Here is a 24,389-nt window from a genome sequence, read left to right on the forward strand (position 1 = left end):
CCCCCCACGCGAGGGCTTAGCCTGGGGTCATGACCGAGGCTACCGCCACAGACCTGCGCCGCATCCCGTTCCATACCGCCGACGGCGGAACGACGACCCTCGCCGACTACGGCGACAAGGTTCTCCTCGTCGTGAACGTCGCGTCCCGGTGCGGCCTGACCCCGCAGTACGAGCAGCTCGAGCAGCTCCAGCGGGCCTATGCCGACCGCGGCTTCACGGTCCTCGGCTTCCCCTGTAACCAGTTCATGGGGCAGGAGCCCGGCTCGATGGACGAGATCCTCGAGTACTGCTCGACCACATGGGGGGTGTCGTTCCCCGTGCACGACAAGGTCAAGGTCAACGGCGGCAAGGCCGCCCCGCTCTACAAGGCGCTCAAGGATGCCCGCGACGTCGAGGGCAACAAGGGACGCATCCAGTGGAACTTCGAGAAGTTCGTGCTCACGCCTGACGGCGACGTGCACCGCTTCCGCCCGAACGTCACGCCGGATGACCCGGCCATCGTGAGCGTCATCGAGGCGAACCTGCCCGGCTGAGCCCGGACACGCGAAAGCCCGCCGCGACGACATGCGGCGGGCTTTCGCCATGCTTCGGGGATCTCAGACGGCGACCGGCGCGTCCTCGCTGCGCTCCGTCCACACCTGGCGGACGATCTGGGCGAAGGCCTCGGCGGGCTGGGCTCCGGAGACCCCGTACTTCCCGTCGATCACGAAGAACGGCACCCCGTTGATGCCGTAGGCCTGAGCCTGCGCCTGGTCGGCGCGCACCGCGTCGAGGAACCTCCCGCTGCGAAGGGCGTCGCGCGCGGCATCCGCATCCAGCCCCGCGTCGGCGGCGAGTGCGACGAGCTCGTCCTCCTCGCCGAGGTGGCGTCCTTCGGTGAAGTATGCGGACATGAGGCGCTCGGCCAGTTCGTGCTGGCGACCCTGCTCCTTCGCGAAGTGCAGGAGCTCATGCGCCTTCACGGTGTTGGTGTGCTTGAGCAGATCGAAGCGGTACTCCAGACCCGCTTCGGCAGCGACCCCGGTCACCCGGTCGAGCATCTGCTGCGCCTGGTCCTGCGAGATGCCCTTGTGGGTCGCGAGGTAGTCCGCCTCGCCGCCGTGGAAGTCGACGGGGGTGTCGGGCGAGAGCTCGAACGAGTGGAAGACGACCTCGACGGCAGGGGCGTCCTCATCACCGGATGCCTCAGCCAGCCCCTTCTCGAGATTGCGCTTGCCGATGTAGCACCAGGGGCAGGCGATGTCACTCCACACGTCGATCTTGATGGCATCCGTCATGCTCAGGACAACCGCGGCACGTCCCCTGTCTATTCCGGCGAATGCGTCATCCGCCGTTCGGCGGGTCGGCGTCGGGGAGGAAACGGAACCGCACGCGTACGTCGTCGTAGGGCACGACGATGGTCGATGCGTCCGCGGACCACTCGTCCGGCACGAGGTAGAGCCGGCCGCCTCCCTGCGCCAGCAGCCGGAGTCCGAAGTAGCGAAAGCCGTACGTCGGCGGATCCGCCTGCTGGGCGCCCTCGTCACCCTCGCCGGCGGGATCGGATGCCGCCTCCCCCAGCTCGCGGGACGAGATGTCGTCGTTTCCGGGGTAGAGCCGCTCCTTGGTGTCGAGGACGACGGCGGGGAGCGTCTGCAGGTCGGAGGCGAGGGCGCGGGCCTGTCCGAGACCCCACCACCGGGCGATCGTGGCCGTCGACCAGAAGGTGCCCGCGACGAGGACGAGGACGAGGATCACGACCACGCTGCGCCCGATGCCCGATCCGCCGAGGGCGCGCACGGTCGACGCGGCGTAGGCCGCGAGGCCTGCGCCGATCGCCAGGAACAGCGGTGTGAACAGCTGCGCGTACTCCCCGTCGTCGAAGACCGGCATGAGGAACGCGAGAGCGAGGCCGGCGAGGAGGAATCCGATCCCCGTCCACGCGATGACCGCGATGAGTCGCCGTCGCCGATCGGGCTCTGATGCCTCGATGTGGCGACGCAGGCGGCGGTGACCGACGATGAGGCCGGCGGCGAGCAGGAGCAGCACCATGACGGGGATGAACAGCGCGCCCGGGCTGCGCATGACGAATTCCTGCGAGCTCAGGCCGATGATGTCCACGTCGATGCCGAAGTAGCGGAAGAACTCCCGCGTGGAGACGTAGCCGAAGTAGAAGAGCAGCGCGGTCACCAGCGTCAGCGGAGCCACGAACGAGGACAGGAAGCCCATCCACTTCTCGAAGCCGAGGCCGCCCGCGGCGGGTGCTGACGGCTCTGCCGACGACGCCGGCGGCTCCGGGGGGTCGTCGGCGGATTCCGGCGGCGGAGCAGTTCGCCGGCCCTTCCCGAGCGCCGCCATCAGGCGCCTTCCGGGGTGAAGATCTCGATCGGCGGGCCCGGTTCGACCGCCCTCTCCTCCACCGCGACGCACGCCTCGGCCGTGGGGCACTCGAGCGTGCCGGCGAAGGTGATCCGCGTGCCGTCCACGAAGTCGTCACCGGGTCGGACTTCGAGACTGCAGAACCCGGACGCGTCCGCTTCGAGGACGAACCCGATGCAGGAGGCCAGCGGCACCCCGTCGAAATCCGTGCCGCACGCGTCGTCGGTCACCTCCAGCCCCGCCCGGTCGACGATCGCCTCGGTGTATGTGAAGCGGACGCCTTCGGGCACGGGGTCGCCTCCCCAGAACACCGCGACCGTCTCGCACCAGACCCCCGGCTCCAGAACCGTCGCGTCTCCCTGGTCGCCGTCGTCCGGGCCTCCGTAGTCCACCGTCGGCCCCGTGCGGACGCGGTCCTGCTCGGGATCCTCCTCGCCCTCGCTCCCTCCCCCGCCGTTCTCCTCGCTCGGCGTGGAACCACCTCCGTCCGTCGAGGTGCCGTCGTTGCCGCCCGCCCCCTCGTCCACGGCGGGCGCGCAACCGCAGAACAGCAGGGCGACGGCGACGATGGCAGCGCCGAGAGCGACCCTCCCGAGGGAACGGGGCATGGCACACCTCCTGAACGGCCGCGGCGGCGCGGCTCTCATCAGAGAAGAGGACGGTGACGCTCGCAGAATACGCCCGGGAGCGGCATCCGGACAGTGCCCTACAGCGCGGGATCCTCCGGCACGTCGACCGCGCCGCCGAATCGGCGATCGCGATCGAGGTACAGTCCGATCGCCCGCCACAGATCGGCGCGGGAGAAGTCCGGCCACAGTGTGTCGAGGAACACGAACTCCGCGTACGCCGACTCCCACAGCAGGAAGTTGGACGTGCGCTGCTCACCGCTGGAGCGGACGAAGAGGTCGACGTCGGGCATGTCGGGCTGGTAGAGCCGCTTGCGGATGAGCTTCTCGGTCACTGCCGACGGCGCGATCCGACCCGCGGCGATGTCGTCGCCGATGGAGCGCATCGCGTCGACCAGCTCGACACGGCCGCCGTAGTTGACGCACATCGTGAGGGTCAGCACGTCATTGCCCGCGGTGAGGCGCTCGGCGAACTGCAGCTCCTTGATGACACTGGACCACAGCCGGGGCTTGCGTCCCGCCCACCGCACGCGCACACCCCATTCGTTGAGCTGATCGCGACGTCGGTGAAGCACGTCGCGGTTGAAGCCCATGAGGAAGCGCACCTCATCGGGCGAGCGCGACCAGTTCTCGGTCGAGAAGGCGTAGACGGAAAGGTGCTTCACCCCTGCCTGGATGGCGCCGGCGACGACATCGAGCAGGGCCGCCTCCCCCGCCTTGTGACCTTCGACGCGGGTCAGCCCGCGACGGTTCGCCCACCGGCCGTTCCCGTCCATCACGATCGCGACGTGCCGGGGCACCGCTCCCGAAGGGAAGGCGGGCGGGTACAGGCCCGTCCAATCGACGGGCTTGTAGGGGACCGCGTCGCGGTGCGTGAACGGCTTGGGCGTCATCGATCGCCTCCGTCGCGCGCGGATGAGACGTGCGCGAGGGAGCGGATGCCGCGCTCCAGATGCCACTGCGCATAGGCGGCGATGAGACCGGATGCCGCAGCGCACGACGCCGCGGAGGAGGCATCCACTCGCTCCCACTCGCCAGCCATCAGCGAGTCCAGGAGCTGGGCGGTGTCGGGGTGGACGCGCGCCGCCCCGGTCGGTGCGCAGTCGTGGCAGATCATGCCGCCGAGCTGCGCGACGAACGTGTCGTGGGGTCCTGGAGCGCCGCACCGTGCGCACTCGGAGAGCCCGGGGGCCCAGCCCGACAGCGCCATCGCCCGGAGCAGGTAGGAGTCGAGGACGCTGCGCGAGGCATGCTCGCCGCGGGCGAGTGCACGCAGTCCTCCGACCAGCAGCAGGTATTGCTGGGGTGTCGCCTCGGCTTCGTTGAGGCGGTCGGCGGCCTCCACCATCGCGTGCGCCGACGTGTACCGGTCGTAGTGGGTGGCGATGTCGGCGCCGTACGATCCGAGCGACTCGGCCTGCTGGATGATGTCGAGGGAGCGTCCCTCGTACAGCTGCACGTCGGCGACCATGAACGGCTCGAGCCGGGCTCCGAAGCGGGACGTGGTGCGGCGCACGCCTTTGGCGACGGCGCGGATCTTGCCGTGGCGGCGGCTCAGCATCGTCACGATCCTGTCTGCCTCCCCCAGCTTGTGGGTGCGCAGGATCACGACTTCGTCGCGATAGGTGGGCACTCGTCAATTATGGTCTCCACCACCCACGCGGGCGCGGTGGCGCCCCGTGCCCGTCAGTCCTGGATGCCGCCCAGCTCCTTCGAGACGTCGAGCAGGTGCGGGAGCGCGAGCTCGATCGACTCCATCGTCGCCGTCAGCGAGATGCGGAAGTGGTGCGGCTGCACGAACAGCGATCCGGGCATCAGGTGGACGCCGCGGCTCGCGAGGGCATCGCAGAACGCCTCGCCGTCGCCGCCCGGCGCCTTCCCCCACAGGTAGAACGTGCCCTCCGGCCGCGTCATCTCGACGCCTGCACCGACGAGCGCGTCGTAGAGCCGATCGCGCTTGCGGGCGAGTTCGGCGACATCGATCGAGACGTTCTCGAGCGCCGGCACCGAGTACTGCATCACCGCGTCGGGGAATCCCCAGCCGATCGCGAGGCCGAGAGGGAACAGCGCCGCACGCAGCGCGTCGCGATCCTCGCGTGGGATCAGCGGCGACAGGGCCAGGTAGCCGAGGCGCTGACCCGGCGCGAGGAGCACCTTTCCGTAGCTGTAGGCGATGACCGTCCACGGATACGCCGCCGCGGGGCTCGCGAAGTCGATGCCGTCGAACCGGATGCGCCGGTAGGGCTCGTCGGAGAGCAGCCAGATCCTGCGGCCGTTCGCCCTCGACGCGCTTTCGAGCATCTCGGCGAGCGCGCGCCACGTGGCCGCGGGATAGACCCGGCCGGTGGGGTTCGCGGGCGAGTTCACGATCACCACGCGCGTCCGCGGCGTGATCGCTCGGGCGATGACCTCCACATCGAGATCGAACGTGTCGGTGTCCAGCGCCGCGCGCACCGGTGCGAGGTCGGCGGCGTACAGCATCGGCTCGTAGCAGAACCACCCCGGGACGGGGATGACGACTTCGTCGCCGGCGTCGGTCAGCAGACCCAGCGCGAGCGAGATCGCCCCGAACGCGCCCTGGGTCATGGCGATGTCATCGGGCTCGAACGCGAGGCCGACCTCGGCTCTCAGCGCATCCGCGACCGTCTGCTGCGCGAGAGGCTCGCTCGTCTTGTACGCGAACCAGTCGACGCTCTGCGGCTCGATCTGCGCTCGCAGCGCGTCGGTCAACCCCGGCAGCGCGAACTCGTGCGGATTGCCGAAGGTGAAGTCGAGCGCGTCGGGGTCGTCCGCCGCCGCCTGCATCTTCGCGAAGAACGTCGTGACGACATCCACCGCCGCCTTCGCTCTCGTCGCGCGCACCGAGATCGTCATGGCCGTCACCTTTCCCCAGGGTCGCGGAACCTGCGGCAAGGATCCCAACAGATCCGGGCCCGGGTCAACGGGTGGTCACATACTGTATTCTGTTCACTATGTCTGGGACTCACGTACTCGATACGCTCCTCGCCATCTCCCGCATCCTCGAGACGGACCAGGAGCGCGAGCTCGATCGCCGCGGGCTCACCGTGCCCCGGACGCACCTGATGTGGGTGCTCTTCCACGGCGGACCGACGACGCAGGTCCACCTCGCCGAGGCGCTCGCCGTGACACCCCGGTACATCACGACGCTCGTGGACGCCCTCGACACCACCGGTCTCGCCCGCCGCGAACCGCACCCGACCGACCGCCGAGCCGTCCTGGTGCACCTCACCGAGCGCGGTCTCTCGATCATGGAGACGATGGATGCCGAGCACACCGACCTCGGTGCGGCCCTCATCGACGGTCTCGACGACGAGACGGTGCGGACGGCGATCCGGGCGCTCGACCACGTGCACGGCAGGCTCGAGCACCTCGTCGCCGAGCACGAGCGCGCACAGCGGGAGCGTGAGGAGCCATGACCGGCCTCGCACCCGAGACGGCTCGCACGGCATCGCTCCGACCGCTCGAGCGTGTCGTGTGGATCGCCCGCGCCGCGTGGCGCGCCGAGATCGGCATCTGGCGGAGCCTGGGCCGATGGCTCTTCCGGCGCCCGCGCGTGCCCCGCGGGGCGTCCGGGTTCACCTATCACTCCCCCGTGCTCACGATCCTCGTGATCTTCATCGTGCTGTCGGCGATCGAGATCCCGATCGTCGACCTCATCGTGCATCGATGGCCGTGGGTGCGCATCCCGCTCCTCGCCCTCGGCATCTGGGGCGTGACGTGGATGATCGGACTGCTCCTCAGCTACCTGACGCGACCCCATGCGGTCGGCCCCGAAGGCATCCGCGCGCGTCTCGGCGCCGACATCGATGTCGACCTGCCGTGGGACGCGGTCGCGAGCGTCGAGAAGTCGCGCGACGTCCTCGAGAAGGCCCCGAAGGTGCGTGATGAACCGCACGGCCGCACCCTCGCCCTGCGTATGCAGAACGAGACGAACGTCCTCGTCACCCTCGAGAAGCCCGTCCGGACGCGTGTCGGCGACTCCGAGGCCGAGCTCGATGCCGTACGGCTGTGGGTCGACGATCTCGACGGCTTCATGACGGCGGTGCGCACGCACATCCCGTGACCCGCCACGACAATGGTGGGGTGGACGAACCGATCTTCGTGATCCCGCTGTGGGCCGACCTCATCGCCGTCGGCCTCGGCGGCATCCAAGGCGCCCTGTTCGCGTCGGGCTTCCGCGGGCAGCGCCGACTGGATCTGCTCGGCGTCGCGATCATCGGCATCGTCGTGGGCATGGGCGGCGGGCTCATCCGCGACCTCCTGCTCAACGTCACGCCCGTCACCCTCCAGAGCAACTGGTACCTGCTCACCGCCACCGGGGCGGCGCTGCTCGGGATGCTGCTCGCGGGCCTCTTCCAGCGACTCAACGCCGCGATCGTCGGCCTGGACGCGCTCGTGATCGGTCTGTTCGGCGCCTTCGGCACGAGCAAGGCGCTCTTCCTGGGCCTCCCCCTCGTCCCCGCGGTCTTCGTCGGCGTGTGCGCCGCGGTCGGCGGCGGCATCCTCCGAGACATGATCATGGGTCTGCCCGTCGCGATCATGCACGTCGGCTCGCTCTACGCCGTGGCGGCCGGGGTCGGATGCCTCGTGCTCGCAGGTGCGAACGCATTCGGGCTCGACCTCGTGATCGCCGCGGTGGTCGGCGTGGTCGTGACGACCGTGATCCGCCTGCTGGCCGTGATCTTCGACATCTCACTGCCCGAGCAGCGCGCGCTCTACCGGCGCAAGGTCGCCGTCGAGACCTCCGCGATCCCGATCGTCAAGTCCTGACGATCGGATGCCGAAGCATCCGGTCGTCCGCGCGCGGGAGGGCGATCAGACCCCGGCCAGCTCCCCCGAGCGCTCACGGGTGCGGATCGCGCGGTTGACCCCCGACACGATCGCCTTGAGCGACGCGGTCGAGATGTCGCCGTCGATGCCGACGCCCCACAGGCGCTCGCCGTCGACCTGCAGCTCGACGTACGCCGCCGCCTGCGCGTCGCCGCCGGCGCTGAGCGCGTGCTCGACGTAGTCGTAGAGCGTCACATCGAATCCCTGCGCGCGCACCACCTCGAGGAATGCCGCGACCGGACCGTTGCCGTGGCCGGATGCCTCGTACTGATCGTCCGAGTCGCGCAGCGTGACGTCGAGCGAGACATCGCCCGACATGTCGCTGCGCGTGCTGGTCGCCAGCAGCTCGAACCGGCCCCAGCGCTCGTCGTCGACCGGCGACGGGAGGTACTCGTCGTTGAAGATCGCCCAGATCTGGTCGCTCGTGACCTCGCCGCCCTCGGCATCCGTCTTCGCCTGCACGACGCCCGAGAACTCGATCTGCAGCCTGCGCGGCAGGTCGATCGCGTGGTCGGTCTTGAGCAGGTAGGCGACGCCCCCCTTGCCCGACTGCGAGTTGACGCGGATCACGGCCTCGTAGGAGCGGCCGAGATCCTTCGGGTCGATGGGCAGGTACGGCACGGCCCACTCGATCTCGTCGACCGTGACGCCGTCGGACGCGGCCCGCGCGGCCATCGCCTCGAAGCCCTTCTTGATGGCGTCCTGGTGCGAGCCGCTGAACGCCGTGAAGACGAGGTCGCCTGCCCACGGGCTGCGCTCGTGAACGGGCAGCTGGTTGCAGTACTCGACGGTGCGCTTGACCTGGTCGACGTCGCTGAAGTCGATCTGCGGATCGATGCCCTGGGTGAGCAGGTTGATGCCCAGGGCGACGAGGTCGACGTTGCCGGTGCGCTCGCCGTTGCCGAACAGGCAGCCTTCGATGCGGTCGGCACCGGCCATGTACCCGAGCTCCGCGGCGGCGATCGCCGTCCCGCGGTCGTTGTGCGGATGCAGCGACAGGATCACGTTCTCACGGTGGGCGAGTCGTCGGCTCATCCACTCGATCGAGTCCGCGTAGACATTCGGCGTCGCCATCTCGACGGTCGCCGGCAGGTTGATGATGACCTTGCGCTCGGGCGTCGGTTCGAAGACCTCGATCACCTGGTTGCAGACGTCCAGGGCGAACTCGAGCTCGGTGCCGGTGTAGCTCTCCGGCGAGTACTCGTAGAACACCTTCGTCTCGGGAATCCGCTTCTCGAACCGACGGCACAGCCGCGCGCCTTCGAGGGCGATGTCGATGATGCCCTGCTTGTCGGTGCGGAACACGACGTCGCGCTGCAGCACGCTCGTGGAGTTGTACAGGTGCACGATGGCCTGCTTCGCCCCCGCGATCGACTCGTAGGTGCGCTCGATGAGGTGTTCCCGCGCCTGGGTGAGGACCTGGATGGTGACGTCGTCAGGAATCAGGTTCTCTTCGATGAGCTGTCGCACGAAGTCGAAGTCGGTCTGGCTGGCCGACGGGAAGCCGACCTCGATCTCCTTGTACCCCATGCTCACGAGCAGCTCGAACATGACCCGCTTGCGCTCGGGACTCATCGGGTCGATCAGAGCCTGGTTGCCGTCGCGCAGATCGACGGCGCACCAGCGCGGCGCTGCGGTGATGCGGCGATCCGGCCACGTGCGGTCGGGCACGGACACCGCGATCTGCTCGTGGTACGGCCGGTACTTGTGAACCGGCATGCCCGAGGGCTTCTGGGTGTTCTCCATGATGTCGCTCTTCTTCTCTCGTCGAATGGCGGGCCGACGACAAGCTCCGCGACGAGGAGGGCCCTAGATCGAGGCCTCGTCGCGGCAGCTAAGGAGAAGCGAGCCTGCACGCATGACCTCAGGGTACACCCGTGCGGAGCGGGTTCGCGAACCGCCCGTCACACGCGGGCGACGGATGCCGCACCGTGCCGGATCTCGATGTGAGACGATCGCGCCACCGCCGACACTTCCCGGGTATGACACGTCACCGTCGACACCTGCTGGTCGCGCTGAGCGCGGCATCCGTCCTCGCTCTCGCCGGCTGCGCCACGCCCTCCGGATCGGGCGCACCCGCCGGCGCTTCGGACGCCCCTCCGGGCGCTTCGCTCGGTTCGCTCTGGCCCGCACCGCCCGAGGGCGATGTCGTCGCGCAGGGCACCGTGATGGATGTCGGCGGCGAGGCCGAGCTGTGCCTCGGCGCGGTGGCCGAGTCCTACCCGCCCCAGTGCAGCGGCGTGCCGATCACGAACTGGACATGGGACGGCATCGAGGGATCCGAGACGTCGGGCGACACGACCTGGGGCTCCTACGCCGTGCAGGGCACGTACGACGGCGAGGAGTTCACGGTCACGCAGCCGCCGATCATGCTCGCGCTCTACGACCCCATGATGCCGGAGGACCCGACCGGCGGCGAGCCCGGCGCCGGCGACGAGAAGACGCTCCTCGCGATCCAGGAGGACCTCCCCGACGCACTCGACGAGGCCTACCTGAGCTCGTACCCCGAAAACGGGTGGCTGTGGGTCGACGTCGTGTGGGACGACGGCACGTGGCAGGATGCCGCGGACGCGGACTACGGCGAGAACACCGTCATCATCCGCTCGGCCCTCCGCCCGGTCGACGGCTGATCGGCGTCAGAAGCCGAGACGGCCGAGCTGCTTCGGATCGCGCTGCCATTCCTTCGCAACGCGCACGTGGAGCGACAGGAAGACGCGGGTTCCGACGAGCGGCTCGATGCCGGCGCGCGCACGCTTGCCGACGTCGGCCAGACGCGACCCCTTCCGGCCGATGATGATCGCCTTCTGGCTGTCGCGCTCGACGACGATGTTCGCGTAGATGTCGGTGAGGTCCGAGTCCTCGCGGGGCGACATCTGCTCGATCGTCACCGCGATCGAGTGCGGCAGCTCGTCGCGCACGCCCTCGAGCGCGGCTTCGCGGATGATCTCGGCGACGCGGTCCTCGATCGACTCGTCGGTCACGACATCGGCATCGTAGAGAGCCGGCCCCTCGGGCATGAGCGCGAGGAGCTCGTCGGTGAGCACGTCGAGCTGCTCACGGGTCAGCGCAGACAGCGGGATGACGGCTGCCCAGTCCTCGCGCAGGGAGTCGACCTCCATGAGCCGCTCGGTGATCTGGTCGCGTGAGGCGGCATCGGTCTTGGTGACGATCGCCACCTTCTTCGCCCGCGGATATCCGTTCAGCGATTCGGCGATGCGTCGGTCTCCGGGACCGACCTTCTCGGTCGCCGGCACGCAGAAGCCGATCACGTCGACATCGCCGAGCACCTGCTCCACGAGGCTGTTCAGCCGCTCTCCCAGCAGCGTGCGGGGCTTGTGGATGCCGGGAGTGTCGACGATCACGAGCTGCCCTGCGGGACGATTCAGGATGCCGCGGATCGCGCGACGCGTCGTCTGAGGCTTATCGCTCGTGATGGCGACCTTCTCGCCGACGAGGGCGTTGGTGAGCGTCGACTTCCCCACGTTGGGACGACCGACGAAGGTCACGAACCCGGATCGGGTCTTCTCGGTCATGCGCGTTCGCCTTTCCTGGATGCGCGAGCATCGCCGTTGCGCGCCGAGACGACGCGAACCTCACCGGTGCGGGGCGCGCGTCCGAACGCCGCCTCGACCGCGTCGAGTGCGTCGCCGCGCTCGACGAACACCGTCGAGATGCCGCGGCCTCGGCCGCGCGACGCGCCGCCGGTCATCACGAGGCCGGAGTACTCCGCCGTCGCTCCCGGCTGCGGGACGCGTCCGAGCGCCTTGCCCAGGAGTCCGCCGATCGAGTCGACGTCCTCGTCCTCCAGCTCGATGCCGAAGAGGTCCCCCACCTCGTCGAGGCCCAGGCGGGCGCTCACTCGGAAGCGACCGGGCTCGAGCTCGGTCACCTCGTCGCCGCGCGGGTCGTACTCGTCGGCGATCTCGCCCACGAGCTCCTCGATCAGGTCCTCGAGCGTGACGAGGCCCGAAACGCCCCCGTACTCGTCGATCACGAGGCACACATGCACTGCATCGCGCTTCATCTGCTGCAGCAGTGTCTCGGCCTTCATCGACTCGGGCACGAACACCGCGGGCCGCGCGATGCGGCTGATGGGAGCATCCCGCCAACCCGTCTCGTCCCGGAAGCCGAACTGCACGAGGTCCTTCAGGTACAGGACGCCGACGACGTCGTCCGCCTCGTCATCGACGATCGGCACGCGGGAGATGCCCTTGTCGAGAAAGATCTGCATCGCTTCGCGCGTGGAGGACGAGGCATCCACCGTCACCATGTCGGTGCGGGGAACCATCACAGCGCGCACGAACGTGTCGGTGAAGTCGAAGACGGAGTGGATGAGCTCCCGATCGTCCTCTTCGATGAGCTCGTTCTCGGCGGCTTCGTCGATGATGCTGAGCAGCTGCTCCTCGGACGCGAACGACGAGCCCCGGGGCACGCCGGGAGTGATCCTCGTGCCGAGGGCGACCAGACCGTGCGCCAGGGGGCCGAGCAGGATCCGCACACCGCGCACCACCGGAGCGGCGCCCCGCAGCAGGCCCTTCGCGTGCAGCCGGCCGACGTGACGCGGGCTCGCGCCCACGACGACGAACGACACACCGGTCATCAGCACCGCCGCCGCGAGCATCGCCCACCAGATGCTGTCGAAGAGCAGCGTGAAGGCCACCGTCACCAGCACGGCGGCCGTGGTCTCGGCCAGGACGCGGATGAAGATGACGGCGTTCGCATGCGCATCCGGGTCCGCGGCGATCCGCCGCAGGGAGGACGCGTTGCGACCGGATGCGCCGAGCTCGGCCAGATCGGCGCGGGAGGTGACCCCGAGCGCCGCATCGATGGCGACCATGAGCGCACCGAAGGCGAGCAGCAGCGCCGCGCCGACGAGAAGGAGTGCCGCGGTCATGCGCGATTTCGGCGACGCTCCACGGCCTGGAAGGCCGTGATGAGCTCGCGCTGCAGACCGAACATCTCGCGCTCCTCTTCCGGCTCGGCGTGGTCGAAGCCGAGAAGGTGCAGCAGGCCGTGCGTGGTGAGCATCACCAGCTCGTCCATCGTCGAGTGCTGGGCCGCCACCGCCTGTGTCTCGGCGACCTGCGGGCACAGCACGATGTCGCCGAGCAGTCCGGCGGGCGTCGGCGCATCGTCGGTGCCGGGGCGCAGCTCGTCCATCGGGAAGCTGAGCACGTCGGTCGGCCCGGGCTCGTCCATCCACTGGACGTGGAGCGCCTCCATCGCACCCTCGTCGACGAGGAGGATCGCGACATCCGCGTCCGGGCTCACATTGAGCTCGCTGAGGTTGTTCTCCATGAGCCGCAGGAGGACGGTCTCGTCGACCGCGATTCCGGATTCGTTGCTGATCTCGATCGTCATGATGAGGGTCCTCGCTTGGGGAGATGATCACGCGGACCCTGCGGCCGCATACCGGTGCGCCGTTCGGCGCGGTTGGCGAACTCGGATGCCTCGTCTCGCTCCCGCCGCGAGGCGATCCGTCGTTCGTCGTACTCGGTGTACGCATCGACGATGCGACCGACGAGCGTGTGACGCACGACGTCGTCGCTCGTGAGGTACGAGAAGTGGATGTCGTCGATGTCGCCCAGCACCCGGGTCACCAGTCGCAACCCCGATGAGCCCTGCGGGAGATCGACCTGAGTGATGTCGCCCGTCACCACCATGCGGGTGCCGAATCCGAGCCGCGTGAGGAACATCTTCATCTGCTCGGGGGTGGTGTTCTGCGCCTCGTCGAGCACCACGAAGGAGTCGTTGAGCGTGCGCCCGCGCATGTACGCCAACGGCGCGACCTCGATCGTGCCGGTCGCCATGAGCTTGGGCACGAGCTCGGGGTCGAGCATCTCGTTGAGCGCGTCGTACAGCGGTCGCAGATACGGGTCGATCTTGTCGGTCAGGGTGCCCGGCAGGAACCCGAGCCGCTCCCCCGCCTCGACGGCCGGCCTGGTCAGGATGATCCTGTTGACCTCTTTGCGCTGCAAGGCCTGAACGGCCTTGGCCATCGCGAGATAGGTCTTGCCCGTACCCGCCGGGCCGATGCCGAACACGATCGTGTTCTCCTCGATCGCATCGACGTAGGCCTTCTGACCGAGGGTCTTCGGGCGGATGATCTTGCCGCGCGACGTCAGGATCGCCTCGCCGAGCACCTCGGACGGCCGCGGGCCGCCCTCGCTCCGGAGGATGCGGTTCGACGACGACACGTCGGACGGGTCGAGACCCTGTCCCGCCCTGGTCATGGCGAGCAGCTCGTCCACGAGCGAACGGGCCGCGGCGACGGCATCCGCTTCCCCCGTCAAGGTGATCTCGTTCCCCCGCACATGGACATCGACGGCAGGATGCTCGCGTTCGACGACGCGCAGGAGCCGGTCCTGCGGGCCGAGCAGCTGCACCATGGCGACGCCGTCCGCATACACGCGGTCGGTCACGGATTCGTGTGCTGTTTCGTCAGGCACCGAGACTCTCTTCTCCCAGTCCTCCGGCCAGCACATGGGCGTGCACGTGGAAGACGGTCTGGCCCGCGTTCGGGCCGGTGTTGAAAACGAGGCGGAAGTCGCCGTCGGCGTGCTCCGCCGCCAGGCTGTTCGCGAGGCCGACGACCTCGGCGAGGAGACCGGGGTCGCCCGCGGCGAGCTCGACGACGTTGCGGTACTCCTCGCTCTTGGGGATCACCAGGAGGTGGACCGGAGCCTTCGGCGCGATGTCGCGGATGGCGAACACGTTCTCGGTCTCCGCGATGATCTCGGACGGGATCTCCCCGTTGCGGATGCGCGTGAAGATCGATGGATCGCTCATGCTCCGAGTCTACCGACGGGGTGCGGCGATCGGACGGGTGGTACCGACCGTCACCACCGGCCGAGCGCCGCGCTCACGACCGCCAGCGCGGCCGGCCCGGCGGTCGATGTGCGCAGCACGCTGTCGCCCAGGCGCACGATCGCCGCACCCGCCGCGGCGAGCCGCTCGAGCTCCTCCGGCGCGATGCCGCCCTCCGGTCCGACGACGAGCAGCACGTCGCGGTCCTCGTGGGCGAGCTCGAGGCGCGTGAGGCGCTCGTCCCCGGTGGGTTCGAGAACGAGCGCGAGGGATGCCGCGGCCCGCGTCGTGAGCTGCGCGGTGGTGACGAGCGGCGAGACCTCCGGGATCCAGGCGCGATGGGCCTGCTTCGCGGCCTCGCGCACGATCGTCGACCAGCGGGCGCGGCCCTTCTCGGCCTTCGCCGCATCCCACCGGGACACGCTGCGCGCCGCCTGCCACGGCACGATCTCGTCGACGCCGAGTTCGGTCGCCGCCTGGATCGCGAGCTCGTCGCGGTCGCCCTTGGCCAGGGCCTGCACAAGCACCACGCGCGGGCGCGGGGGCGCAGCATCCGTCCGCCCTTCGACCCGCACGACGACCTCGCGCGGCGCGACGGACTCGCAGCGCCCCGTCAGCCACGCACCACGACCGTCGCCGACCGTGATCTCCTCGCCGACCCGGACCCGGCGCACGCTCGCCGCGTGGTGCGCCTCGGAGCCCGTCAGCACGACCGTGTCGCCGGGACCGGCGGACGTCGGCTCGTCGAGCACGAAGTGCAGTGCCACGGGTCAGCCGTTCCGGAACCGGTCGCGCAGCTTGGCGAAGAGTCCCTGATGGAACTCGGCGAGGCGCGGGCTCGGCGCCTTGGTGCGCTGAGCGAAGTCCTCGATGAGCGCGCGCTCCTTGGCGTCGAGGCGCGTGGGGGTCACCACGTGCACGCCCACGCGCAGATCGCCGCGCTGGGACCCGCGCAGGGGCGTGATGCCGCGACCCTTGATCGTGAGGACATCGCCGCCCTGCACGCCGGGCCGCAGCTCGAGGTCGACCGCGCCGTCGAGCGATTCGATGGTGGTCGTGGTGCCGAGGATCGCGTCGGGCATCGACACCTCGAGCGTGGCGAGCAGATCGTCGCCGTCGCGGCTGAACACCTCGTGCGGCGCGACGGTGACCTCGATGTACAGGTCGCCGTTCGGGCCGCCGGCAGGACCGACCTCACCCGAGCCCGGCAGTTGCAGCCGCAGGCCCGTCTCGACGCCCGCGGGGATGTCGAGCGACACGGTGCGACGCGCACGCACGCGGCCCTGGCCCTGGCACGTCGCGCAGGGGTACGGGATGGTCGTGCCGTAGCCCTGGCAGATGTTGCACGGCTGGTTGGTGAGTACATTTCCGAGAAGGCTGCGCACCTGGCGCTGGACGTGACCGGTGCCGTGACAGATGTCGCACGTGACCGGCGAGGTCCCCGGCTGGCAGCACGAGCCCTGGCACGTCTCGCACTGCACCGCGGTGTCGACCTCGATGTCACGGTGGACGCCGAACACGACGTCGCCGAGCTCGAGTGTGACGCGCACCAGTGCGTCCTGACCGCGCTCCCGGCGCGACCGCGGCCGTGCCCCTCGCGATCCGCCGCCTGCCGCGCCGAAGAAGGTCTCGAAGATGTCGTTGAACCCGCCGAAGCCGCCGGCACCGCCGAATGGGCTGTCGGTGCCGCCCATGTCGTAGCGGGCGCGCTGGTCGGCGTCGCTGAGGACGTCGTACGCGTGAGTCACGAGCTTGAACCTCTCGGATGCCTCCTCCCCCGGGTTCACATCGGGGTGGAGTTCGCGCGCAAGACGCCGGTAGGCCTTCTTGATCTCGTCGAGAGAAGCGTCTCGCGAGACGCCGAGGACCTCGTAGTGGTCAGCCACATTCGCCTTCCTGCCCGCGGCCGGCCGCGGGGATCGTGGGGGTGCGCGTCCGCGTCAGCGGCTGCTCTCGTCTTCCTCGAGCATTCGCGTCAGATAGCGTGCGACGGCACGGACCGCCGCGAGATTGGTGGGGTAGTCCATGCGCGTCGGGCCGAGCACGCCGACGCGGGCACGCGAGCCGGTCGCGTCGTAGTCACTGACGACGACGGATGCCTCGGCCAGACCGAACGGCTCGTTCTCACGCCCGATGCTGGCGGCGAGACCCTTCTCGTCTGCCACCATCTCGCCCATCAGGTTGAGGATCGTGACCTGCTCCTCGATCGCCTCGAGCAGCGGGTAGATGCTGCCGCGGAAGTCCGCCTCACGGCGGGCGAGCGTCGCGCTCCCCGCCATCACGAGGCGATCCTGGCGGAATTCGTCGAGCTCCTCGGCGACCACACGGACGATCGCGGCCGTGGCGGCCTCGTGCGGCGCCGCGGCCGCCGGGGCACGGTCGAGGTGATCCGCGATGCGCTGCAGGCCGTCGCGCACCGGACGTCCGACCAGCAGGGTGCCCAGCTCGGCGCGGATGCGGGCGAGGTCGGCGTCGTCGAACTCGTCGCGCACGATCGCGATCCGCTGCGAGACGCGACCGGTGTCGGTCACGACGATCACCAGCATCCGACCGCCGCCGAGCTGCACGAGCTCGACGTGGGTGACGTTCGCACGCGCGAACGACGGGTACTGCACGATCGCGACCTGGCCCGTGAGCTGGGTGAGGGCGCGAACGGTGCGCGCGAGCACGTCATCGAGATCGCCTGGTCCGTCGAGGAACGAGGTGATCGCGGTGCGCTGCGCAGGACTGAGGGGCCGCACCTCGGCGAGATGGTCGACGAACACGCGGTAGCCCTTGTCGGTGGGCACGCGGCCCGAGGAGGTGTGCGGCGCGGCGATGAGCTCCTCGTCCTCGAGAAGGGCCATGTCGTTGCGGATGGTCGCAGCCGACACGCCGAAGGCATGCCGCTCCACGATGGCCTTGCTGCCGACCGGCTCGCGCGTGTCGACGTAGTCCTCGACGATCGCGCGCAGCACCTGGAGTCCGCGCTCGCTGACCATCCCGCCTCCTCACGCCCGTACTGGCACTCGCATGACTGGAGTGCCAATTCTACCGGATGCCCCGCCGCGTCGCCGCGATCGCAGCGCGCTCTCGTCTAGTCGGTCAGAGCCCGCACCACCGCGTCGGCGAGAAGCCTGCCCCGCCGCGTGAGCACGATGCGTCCGTGGATCGCCGACGGCCCGTCGATGAGCCCGTCCGCGATGAGCGTCGCCACCGCGTGACGACCCTCGCCGAGAACCTCGGACACGGGGAGCCCTTCGCGGATGCGGGTGCGCAGCAGCACGTTCTCGAGCGTGCGCGCCGCGACATCCGGCACCTCCCGGCCCGCCGCCGGCGACTCCCGTGAGGCGAGGCGCTGGGCGTACGCGGCGGGGTGCTTCACATTCCAGAAGCGCACGCCGCCGATGTGGCTGTGCGCGCCAGGACCGAAACCCCACCAGTCCGTGCCCTGCCAGTACGCGAGGTTGTGGCGCGATCGCTGCTCATCGCTGCGCGCCCAGTTCGACACCTCGTACCATTCGAAGCCGGCCGCACCGAGCGCGTCGTCGACGAGCTCGTACATGTCGGCCTGCAGGTCGTCGTCGGGAGCCGGCACCTCGCCTCGCCGGATCTGGCGGGCGAGCTTCGTGCCGTCCTCGATGATGAGCGCGTACGCCGACACGTGGTCTGGTGCGAGGTCGACGGCCGTGCGCACGGACGTGCGCCAGTCCTCGAGCGACTCCCCCGGTGCGCCGTAGATGAGGTCGACGCTCACGTCGAGTCCGGCGGCCCGCGCCGCGGCGACCGCCGTGCGGACGTTCGCCGGATCATGCGTGCGGTCGAGCGCGGCCAGCACATGCGGGACGGCCGACTGCATGCCGATCGAGAGCCGGGTGACGCCGGATGCCGCGAGCTCGGCGGCCACGGCATCCGTGACGGTGTCGGGGTTGGCCTCGACCGTCACCTCCGCGCCGTCGGCAATGCCGAAGGCGTCGCGCACGCCGGCCAGCATGCGGCCGAGGTCGCCGGGCGGAAGCAGGGTGGGCGTCCCGCCGCCGAAGAAGACGGTGGCGGCCGGCCGCCGCGGACCGATGCCGTCGAGGATCTGCCGGGCGAGGGCGACCTCGCGCAGCAGCGTGTCGGCGTACTGGTCCTGCCGCGCCCCGCGCAGCTCATCCGACGTGTAGGTGTTGAAGTCGCAGTAGCCGCAGCGCACGCGACAGAAGGGCACATGGAGGTAGACCCCGAATGCCGTGGCCGGATCGGCCCGGGTGCCCGCGGGGAAGGAGCCGTCTGCGGGGACCGGCTCACCCAGGGGAAGCGCGGCTCCCATCAGCGGCTCACGAGGGCGTCGTGTACAGCGGCGAGATCGCGCGCAGGTACCGGGTGAACAGCTCGCGTCGCCGGCGGCGGACGAGGCCGGGGAAGGTCCGGTAGAGCAGCGCCTTCGGCGTGTCGAAGGCGCGCACGGTGAACCAGACCTCGTCGTTCTCGTACCAGTCGAGCATGAACGACTCCTCGCCGGACACGACCGAATCGCTGACCGTGCCCAGGGCGAACCCGATGCGGCGCGGCTCCTCGATCGCGAAGATCACGCGGAGCTCGGCATCCGCTCGCAGTCCCCGGACGCGGCCGTCGACATGCACCGTCGTGCCGGCTCCGACATACGGTGTGCCGTCGGCGTCGTAGCGCAGGTCGGACTCCGACCGGCTGGGCGCGATCGGGTGCCCCTCGGCGTCGAAGCTCACGCCCGAGTACATCGGACCGGATGCCGGCCGCACGTCCGTGAGATCCAGACCCGCTCCGCGCTGCGCGGTCCACGACAGCAGGGCATCGCTGGCACCGCGGAAGCGCGATTCACCGCTGCCGATGCGCCACGACTGCTCGGCGGGGATGCTGCGCTCCGGCGGGTAGTGCATGAGGTCGGGCGCCTGCGTCGCCCCGACCGCGGCGTAGTCGACGGTGTCGTCCCGGAAGTTCCCTCGACGCATGACGGCCAGCCTACTTGGCGTCCTTCTTCTCGGTGTCGCCCGAGAGCGCGGCGATGAACGCCTCCTGAGGGACCTCCACGCGACCGACCATCTTCATGCGCTTCTTGCCCTCCTTCTGCTTCTCGAGGAGCTTCCGCTTGCGGCTGATGTCGCCGCCGTAGCACTTGGCCAGAACGTCCTTGCGCATCGCGCGGATGGACTCGCGCGCGATGATCCGCGCACCGATCGCCGCCTGGATGGGCACCTCGAACTGCTGCCGCGGAATCAGCTTCTTCAGCCGCTCCGTCATCAGCACGCCGTACGCGTAGGCCTTGTCGCGGTGCACGATCGCGCTGAACGCGTCGACCGGCTCGCCCTGCAGCAGGATGTCGACCTTCACCAGGTCGGCCTCCTGATCGCCGCTGGGCTCGTAGTCCAGCGACGCGTAGCCCGCGGTCTTGGACTTGAGGTGGTCGAAGAAGTCGAAGACGATCTCACCGAGCGGCATGCTGTAGCGGATCTCGACGCGGTCCTCGCCGAGGTACTCCATGCCGAGCAGAGTCCCGCGACGCGACTGGCAGAGCTCCATGATCGTGCCGACGTAGTCCTTCGGCGCGAGGATCGCGGCCTTGACCATCGGCTCGGTGACGCTGGCGATCTTGGTGCCCGAGGGGAACTCGCTCGGGTTGGTGACCGTGTAGCTCTTCTTGTCGTCGGTGACGACCTCGTACGTCACCGAGGGCGCCGTCGAGATGAGGTCGAGTCCGAACTCGCGCTCCAGGCGCTCGGTCACGATCTCGAGGTGCAGCAGGCCCAGGAACCCGCAGCGGAAGCCGAAGCCCAGGGCGACCGAGGTCTCGGGCTCGTAGTTCAGCGAAGCATCGGAAAGCTTGAGCTTATCGAGCGCCTCGCGCAGCACCGGGTAGTCGCTGCCGTCGATCGGGTACAGCCCCGAGAAGACCATCGGCTTCGGGTCGGTGTAGCCCGGGAGTGCCGCGCTCGACGGCTTCGCCGCGTTGGTCACGGTGTCGCCGACCTTGGACTGGCGCACGTCCTTCACACCGGTGATCAGATACCCGACCTCGCCGACGCCCAGGCCCTTCGTCGGGGTGGGCTCCGGCGAGGAGACGCCGATCTCGAGGAGTTCGTGCACAGCGCGGGTCGACATCATCTGGATGCGCTCACGCGGGTTGAGCGAGCCGTCGACCATTCTCACGTAGGTGATCACGCCGCGGTACGAGTCGTACACCGAGTCGAAGATCATCGCGCGCGACGGAGCGTTCGGGTCGCCCTTCGGCGCGGGGATCTGCGCGACAACGTGGTCGAGCAGGTCTTCGACGCCCATGCCCGTCTTCCCGCTCACCCGCAGGACGTCCTCAGGCCGGCCGCCGATGAGGCTCGCGAGTTCCTTCGCGTACTTCTCGGGATCGGCCGCGGGCAGATCGATCTTGTTCAGGACCGGAATGATCTGAAGGTCGTTCTCGAGCGCCAGGTACAGGTTCGCGAGCGTCTGGGCCTCGATGCCCTGCGCGGCGTCGACGAGCAGGATCGCCCCCTCGCAGGCAGCGAGCGAGCGGCTGACCTCGTACGTGAAGTCGACGTGGCCGGGCGTGTCGATCATGTTGAGCGCGAACGTGCCGTCGGCGGTCGACCAGGGCATGCGCACGGCCTGGGACTTGATCGTGATGCCGCGCTCGCGCTCGATGTCCATCCTGTCCAGGTACTGCGCGCGCATATCGCGGTCGGAGACGACGCCGGTGATCTGCAGCATCCGATCGGCCAGCGTCGACTTGCCGTGGTCGATGTGGGCGATGATGCAGAAGTTGCGGATCAGCTCGGGCGGGGTCGCGGACGGCTCGAGAGGCTTCAGGGCGCGCGGTGACATATCCCGTCGATTCTACGGGTGAGGGAAGCCTCGCCCCTGCACGAGTCCTGTATCCGGCCGTTAGCCTGAGCGCATGGTCGTCCAGGTCGTGCTCGTGCACGGCATCCGCACGTCCGCGACGATGTGGCGCGCGCAGGTCGCGTACCTCGAGCAGCGCGGCAATCCCGTGACCGCGGTCGACCTCCCCGGGCACGGGACGCGCAGGGGCGAAGGCTTCGCACTCGACCGCGCCTTCGCGACGATCGACGAGGCGGTGACGGATGCCGCCTCCCGCGGCCCCGTGCTCCTGGTGGGCCATTCGATGGGCGGCCTGCTGTGCATCGAGTACGTCGGCGCGGAGGATCCGCCGCCGGTCGCCGGGCTGATCGCGGCGTCGTGCACGTCGATCCCCCGCGGAGTCGGGCTCGCCGCCTACCGCATGCTCGCTCGCGGCTTCGACTCGCTCCCCGATCGCGGCATGTGGCTGACCGACCGGATGCTCGACCGCATCCTCCCGCCGGAGACCAGGCACGACTTCGGCGCCGGCGGCTATGCGCTCGACGCGCAGGATGCCGCGCTGCGGAGCCTCTCGGTGCTCGATCTGCTCGCCGCGCTCGCCCGCATCGAGGTGCCGCTGTGGTTCATCAACGGCCAGTACGACCAGCTGCGTGTGAACGAGAGGCTGTTCACGAGCATCGCCCCGCACGCGGAGCTCATCGTGGTTCCGCGGACCACCCACCACGTCACCGTGATGCGTCCGGAAGTCTTCAATGCGATGCTCCACCTCGCGATCACGACGCTCGAGCAGACCTGATAGACTCGGTGATTGGTTTGCGTGCGGGGTCCCACCTTCGCACGACGCCGCGAGCGGCCCCTCTACCCGTAACGCGGCAAATCCCCATCCATCTCACACGAAAGTTCTTTCACGTGGCGAACATCAAGTCGCAGATCAAGCGCAACAAGACCAACGAGAAGGCGCACGAGCGCAACAAGGCCGTCAAGAGCGAGCTGAAGACCGAGGTGCGTCGCACCCGCGAGGCCGTCGCCGCCGGCGACAAGGCCGCCGCTGAGAAGGCGCTCCTGCGGGCGACCAAGAAGCTCGACAAGGCCGTGAGCAAGGGCGTCATCCACCAGAACCAGGCCGCCAACCGCAAGTCGGCGATCGCCAAGCAGGTCGCCGCTCTCTGAGCCCGCCAGCTGAGCGAAGGCCCGTCCCTCCGGGGGCGGGCCTTCGTCGTTCGTGCTCTCAGCCGCCGTAGGGGGCGCGTGTCGCGATGACAGTGACGAGGCGCTCGAGCGAGAACACGGAGTCACGCGAGCCGCCCTTGACCTCGGCATCGGCCCGGGCCGCTGCCTGGATCGCCATGCCGAGGGATGCCTCGTTCCAGCCCGTGAGGTCGCGACGGGCCCTGTCGACCTGCCAGTCCTTGAGTCCCACCCGCGCGGCGAGGGCACCCGACGACTCGCGACTGCCGGCCACGCGGGCCATGGTTCGCAGCTTGAGCGCGATCGCCGCCACCATCGGCACCGGATCGGCCCCCGACGCGAGGGCGTGCCGCAGGGCGATCAGCGCGTCGCCGTAGCGGCCGGCGATCGCGGTGTCGGCGACCGTGAAGGCGGAGGTCTCGACGCGCCCGCCGTAGTAGCGCTCGACGACCTGCTCGGTGATGTCGTCCGGCACGTCGGCGATGAGCTGCTGGCAGGCCGCGGCGAGCTCGGTGACGTCGTCGGCGAACGCCGACACGAGGGTGCGCAGCGCGGGAGCCGCGATGCGCTTCCTCGCCGCCTGGAACTCGCCCGCCGCGAAGTCGTAACGGTCGGAGTCGCGCTTGATGGCGGGGCAGGCGACCTCCACTCCCCCGCCTTCGCCGGCGCGGACGGCGTCGAGCAGCTTCTTGCCGCGCACGCTGGCGCCGGTGTGACGGAGAACCACGGTCGCGCCGTCCTGCGGCATCGCGAGGTACGAGATCGCCTCGGACAGGAAGGCGTCGGAGCACTTCTCGACTCCCGTGACGCGCACGAGGCGCGGCTCACCGAAGAGGGAGGGCGAGGTGACGGCGAGCAGCGATCCTGCGGCATAGTCGTCGGCGCGCAGATCGGACACCTCGAGGCTGGCGTCTTCGGCGCGGAGGTAGTCCCGCACGCCGGCGATCGCGCGCTCGGCGCACACGTCTTCGGGCCCGGAGACGAGCACGATCGGCGCCGGTTGGGGTGACCGCCACGACAGCTGCGGGATCGCGCTGCGCGCTGCCTTCGCGGGAGCGCGTCGCGGTGTCGGTGCCATGCATCCAGCCTAGCGATCGCCTCCGACTCCACCGCCGCGCTCGCGCCACACCTCGAGTCCGTCGGCGCGGAGCTCGCCGGTGTCAGCGGACGCTGGACGACGCCAGGAATATTGGGGGCGCCTGTGCAGCGATCTGCGCGGTCGTCAGTGTCTGGAACGTGTCCAGCACCACCCGGCAAGCCGTAGTCGTTGTCAGGCTCGGCGGTGACGACGAGCTCGACTGCGCGGGTGAGGTCCATAGCCACCACCTGCGCGGTGACGTTCCCACGCGCCGCTGTCTACTCGGGCGGAGTCCACGCCCCGTAGCGGGCACTCATGTCGGTCAGGCTCACTCCGCCTGTACCCACATTCGTCACGTTCAGAGAGTCGAGATCGGCCGCAGCTGCACGAAGGTCGACGACCTCGTGCCCGTCCGCAGTGTCAGCCCCCGCCGTGATGCGGATCGAGTTCGGCTCCCAGGGCAGAGCGCCCCACACCGCCTTGACGACAGCGTCGAGCTCGTCAGGTGTGAACGGCTCGGCCGAGGCGGTGACGATCCCGAACCGGAGTGCGTGGCCGAGCCCGTTGGTTGACTGGCGCAGGTCTCGTACGCTCACGACCCTCGGGACTGCTGCGGTCACGGCGGCCGCAACATCCCCGTAGTCCGCCTCCGCCTGCTGAGTGCGTGC

The 24,389-nt window shown here is 69.4% G+C and carries 27 protein-coding genes; 7 read left to right on the forward strand and 20 right to left on the reverse strand.

Going from position 1 to position 24,389, the window contains the following annotated elements:
• The first annotated feature begins 29 nt into the window (after positions 1 to 29).
• Entirely contained in the window at positions 30 to 533 is a 504-nt protein-coding gene (locus OL358_RS14745) for a glutathione peroxidase (protein WP_264710813.1), read from the forward strand.
• Positions 534 to 596: 63 nt separating this feature from the next.
• On the opposite strand, the gene OL358_RS14750 is transcribed toward OL358_RS14745, so the two are convergent.
• The 6 genes from OL358_RS14750 to OL358_RS14775 all read right to left on the reverse strand — a co-directional run bounded on the left by OL358_RS14750 (position 597) and on the right by OL358_RS14775 (position 5,858).
• Complete coding sequence (locus OL358_RS14750) at positions 597 to 1,277, reverse strand: DsbA family protein (RefSeq protein WP_264710814.1); 681 nt, start codon at positions 1,275 to 1,277, stop codon at positions 597 to 599.
• Positions 1,278 to 1,323: 46 nt separating this feature from the next.
• On the reverse strand, positions 1,324 to 2,337 hold the full coding sequence (locus OL358_RS14755; RefSeq protein WP_264710815.1) for a hypothetical protein: 1,014 nt from the start codon (positions 2,335 to 2,337) through the stop codon (positions 1,324 to 1,326).
• Complete coding sequence (locus OL358_RS14760; protein WP_264710816.1) at positions 2,337 to 2,966, reverse strand: hypothetical protein; 630 nt, start codon at positions 2,964 to 2,966, stop codon at positions 2,337 to 2,339. Before OL358_RS14760 ends, OL358_RS14755 begins: the two co-directional genes overlap by 1 nt.
• A gap of 98 nt (positions 2,967 to 3,064) precedes the next feature.
• Entirely contained in the window at positions 3,065 to 3,877 is an 813-nt protein-coding gene (locus OL358_RS14765) for an isoprenyl transferase (protein WP_264710817.1), read from the reverse strand.
• A complete protein-coding gene (gene recO, locus OL358_RS14770) occupies positions 3,874 to 4,617 on the reverse strand; it encodes a DNA repair protein RecO (protein ID WP_264710818.1) in 744 nt (247 codons plus the stop codon). Before recO ends, OL358_RS14765 begins: the two co-directional genes overlap by 4 nt.
• Before the next feature lie 53 nt (positions 4,618 to 4,670).
• Complete coding sequence (locus OL358_RS14775) at positions 4,671 to 5,858, reverse strand: aminotransferase class I/II-fold pyridoxal phosphate-dependent enzyme (protein ID WP_264710819.1); 1,188 nt, start codon at positions 5,856 to 5,858, stop codon at positions 4,671 to 4,673.
• 98 nt (positions 5,859 to 5,956) lie between these two features.
• Between OL358_RS14775 and OL358_RS14780 the strand changes: the two genes are divergently transcribed.
• Genes OL358_RS14780 through OL358_RS14790 form a run of 3 tightly spaced genes read left to right on the forward strand, consistent with a single transcriptional unit; the run spans position 5,957 to position 7,775 of the window.
• Positions 5,957 to 6,421 carry a MarR family winged helix-turn-helix transcriptional regulator gene (locus OL358_RS14780; protein WP_264710820.1) on the forward strand — a complete coding sequence of 155 codons (465 nt, stop codon included), beginning with the start codon at positions 5,957 to 5,959 and terminating at the stop codon, positions 6,419 to 6,421.
• Positions 6,418 to 7,068: a hypothetical protein gene (locus OL358_RS14785; RefSeq protein WP_264710821.1), complete on the forward strand. Its 651-nt coding sequence runs from the start codon at positions 6,418 to 6,420 to the stop codon at positions 7,066 to 7,068. The genes OL358_RS14780 and OL358_RS14785 overlap by 4 nt, the downstream gene beginning before the upstream one ends.
• Before the next feature lie 20 nt (positions 7,069 to 7,088).
• On the forward strand, positions 7,089 to 7,775 hold the full coding sequence (locus tag OL358_RS14790; RefSeq protein ID WP_264710822.1) for a trimeric intracellular cation channel family protein: 687 nt from the start codon (positions 7,089 to 7,091) through the stop codon (positions 7,773 to 7,775).
• Between the two features lie 45 nt (positions 7,776 to 7,820).
• On the opposite strand, the gene leuA is transcribed toward OL358_RS14790, so the two are convergent.
• Complete coding sequence (leuA, locus tag OL358_RS14795) at positions 7,821 to 9,581, reverse strand: 2-isopropylmalate synthase (protein ID WP_264710823.1); 1,761 nt, start codon at positions 9,579 to 9,581, stop codon at positions 7,821 to 7,823.
• Between the two features lie 236 nt (positions 9,582 to 9,817).
• On the opposite strand from leuA, the gene OL358_RS14800 reads away from it, so the two are divergent.
• Positions 9,818 to 10,465 carry a hypothetical protein gene (locus OL358_RS14800; protein WP_264710824.1) on the forward strand — a complete coding sequence of 216 codons (648 nt, stop codon included), beginning with the start codon at positions 9,818 to 9,820 and terminating at the stop codon, positions 10,463 to 10,465.
• Between the two features lie 6 nt (positions 10,466 to 10,471).
• On the opposite strand, the gene era is transcribed toward OL358_RS14800, so the two are convergent.
• The 11 genes from era to lepA all read right to left on the reverse strand — a co-directional run bounded on the left by era (position 10,472) and on the right by lepA (position 21,458).
• Positions 10,472 to 11,368 (reverse strand): GTPase Era, encoded by an 897-nt coding sequence (era, locus tag OL358_RS14805; RefSeq protein ID WP_264710825.1) that lies wholly within the window; start codon positions 11,366 to 11,368, stop codon positions 10,472 to 10,474.
• On the reverse strand, positions 11,365 to 12,729 hold the full coding sequence (locus tag OL358_RS14810) for a hemolysin family protein (RefSeq protein WP_264710826.1): 1,365 nt from the start codon (positions 12,727 to 12,729) through the stop codon (positions 11,365 to 11,367). The genes era and OL358_RS14810 overlap by 4 nt, the downstream gene beginning before the upstream one ends.
• Positions 12,726 to 13,196: an rRNA maturation RNase YbeY gene (gene ybeY, locus OL358_RS14815; RefSeq protein ID WP_264710827.1), complete on the reverse strand. Its 471-nt coding sequence runs from the start codon at positions 13,194 to 13,196 to the stop codon at positions 12,726 to 12,728. The genes OL358_RS14810 and ybeY overlap by 4 nt, the downstream gene beginning before the upstream one ends.
• Positions 13,193 to 14,224 carry a PhoH family protein gene (locus OL358_RS14820; RefSeq protein WP_264711031.1) on the reverse strand — a complete coding sequence of 344 codons (1,032 nt, stop codon included), beginning with the start codon at positions 14,222 to 14,224 and terminating at the stop codon, positions 13,193 to 13,195. The genes ybeY and OL358_RS14820 overlap by 4 nt, the downstream gene beginning before the upstream one ends.
• A 52-nt stretch (positions 14,225 to 14,276) precedes the next feature.
• Positions 14,277 to 14,624 carry an HIT domain-containing protein gene (locus tag OL358_RS14825; RefSeq protein ID WP_264710828.1) on the reverse strand — a complete coding sequence of 116 codons (348 nt, stop codon included), beginning with the start codon at positions 14,622 to 14,624 and terminating at the stop codon, positions 14,277 to 14,279.
• Between the two features lie 50 nt (positions 14,625 to 14,674).
• A complete protein-coding gene (locus tag OL358_RS14830; RefSeq protein WP_264710829.1) occupies positions 14,675 to 15,409 on the reverse strand; it encodes a 16S rRNA (uracil(1498)-N(3))-methyltransferase in 735 nt (244 codons plus the stop codon).
• Positions 15,410 to 15,412: 3 nt separating this feature from the next.
• Positions 15,413 to 16,528, reverse strand: coding sequence for a molecular chaperone DnaJ (gene dnaJ / locus OL358_RS14835; protein ID WP_264710830.1), 1,116 nt, complete (start codon positions 16,526 to 16,528; stop codon positions 15,413 to 15,415).
• Between the two features lie 54 nt (positions 16,529 to 16,582).
• Positions 16,583 to 17,623 (reverse strand): heat-inducible transcriptional repressor HrcA, encoded by a 1,041-nt coding sequence (gene hrcA, locus OL358_RS14840; protein ID WP_264710831.1) that lies wholly within the window; start codon positions 17,621 to 17,623, stop codon positions 16,583 to 16,585.
• A gap of 95 nt (positions 17,624 to 17,718) precedes the next feature.
• A complete protein-coding gene (gene hemW / locus OL358_RS14845; protein WP_264710832.1) occupies positions 17,719 to 18,936 on the reverse strand; it encodes a radical SAM family heme chaperone HemW in 1,218 nt (405 codons plus the stop codon).
• Between the two features lie 7 nt (positions 18,937 to 18,943).
• Positions 18,944 to 19,594 (reverse strand): DUF1990 family protein, encoded by a 651-nt coding sequence (locus OL358_RS14850; RefSeq protein ID WP_264710833.1) that lies wholly within the window; start codon positions 19,592 to 19,594, stop codon positions 18,944 to 18,946.
• A 10-nt stretch (positions 19,595 to 19,604) separates the two neighbouring features.
• Positions 19,605 to 21,458: a translation elongation factor 4 gene (gene lepA / locus OL358_RS14855; protein ID WP_264710834.1), complete on the reverse strand. Its 1,854-nt coding sequence runs from the start codon at positions 21,456 to 21,458 to the stop codon at positions 19,605 to 19,607.
• A gap of 73 nt (positions 21,459 to 21,531) precedes the next feature.
• Between lepA and OL358_RS14860 the strand changes: the two genes are divergently transcribed.
• Both OL358_RS14860 and rpsT read left to right on the forward strand, forming a co-directional pair.
• A complete protein-coding gene (locus OL358_RS14860) occupies positions 21,532 to 22,251 on the forward strand; it encodes an alpha/beta fold hydrolase (protein WP_264710835.1) in 720 nt (239 codons plus the stop codon).
• 113 nt (positions 22,252 to 22,364) lie between these two features.
• Positions 22,365 to 22,625: a 30S ribosomal protein S20 gene (rpsT, locus tag OL358_RS14865; protein ID WP_264710836.1), complete on the forward strand. Its 261-nt coding sequence runs from the start codon at positions 22,365 to 22,367 to the stop codon at positions 22,623 to 22,625.
• A gap of 58 nt (positions 22,626 to 22,683) precedes the next feature.
• Here rpsT and holA read toward each other — a convergent pair whose 3' ends face one another.
• Positions 22,684 to 23,721 (reverse strand): DNA polymerase III subunit delta, encoded by a 1,038-nt coding sequence (gene holA / locus OL358_RS14870; protein WP_264710837.1) that lies wholly within the window; start codon positions 23,719 to 23,721, stop codon positions 22,684 to 22,686.
• 278 nt (positions 23,722 to 23,999) lie between these two features.
• Positions 24,000 to 24,317 carry a hypothetical protein gene (locus OL358_RS14875; RefSeq protein ID WP_264710838.1) on the reverse strand — a complete coding sequence of 106 codons (318 nt, stop codon included), beginning with the start codon at positions 24,315 to 24,317 and terminating at the stop codon, positions 24,000 to 24,002.
• Between the last annotated feature and the right edge of the window lie 72 nt (positions 24,318 to 24,389).

It is taken from the genome of Microbacterium sp. SSM24, from assembly GCF_025989145.1.
GTDB lineage: Bacteria > Actinomycetota > Actinomycetes > Actinomycetales > Microbacteriaceae > Microbacterium.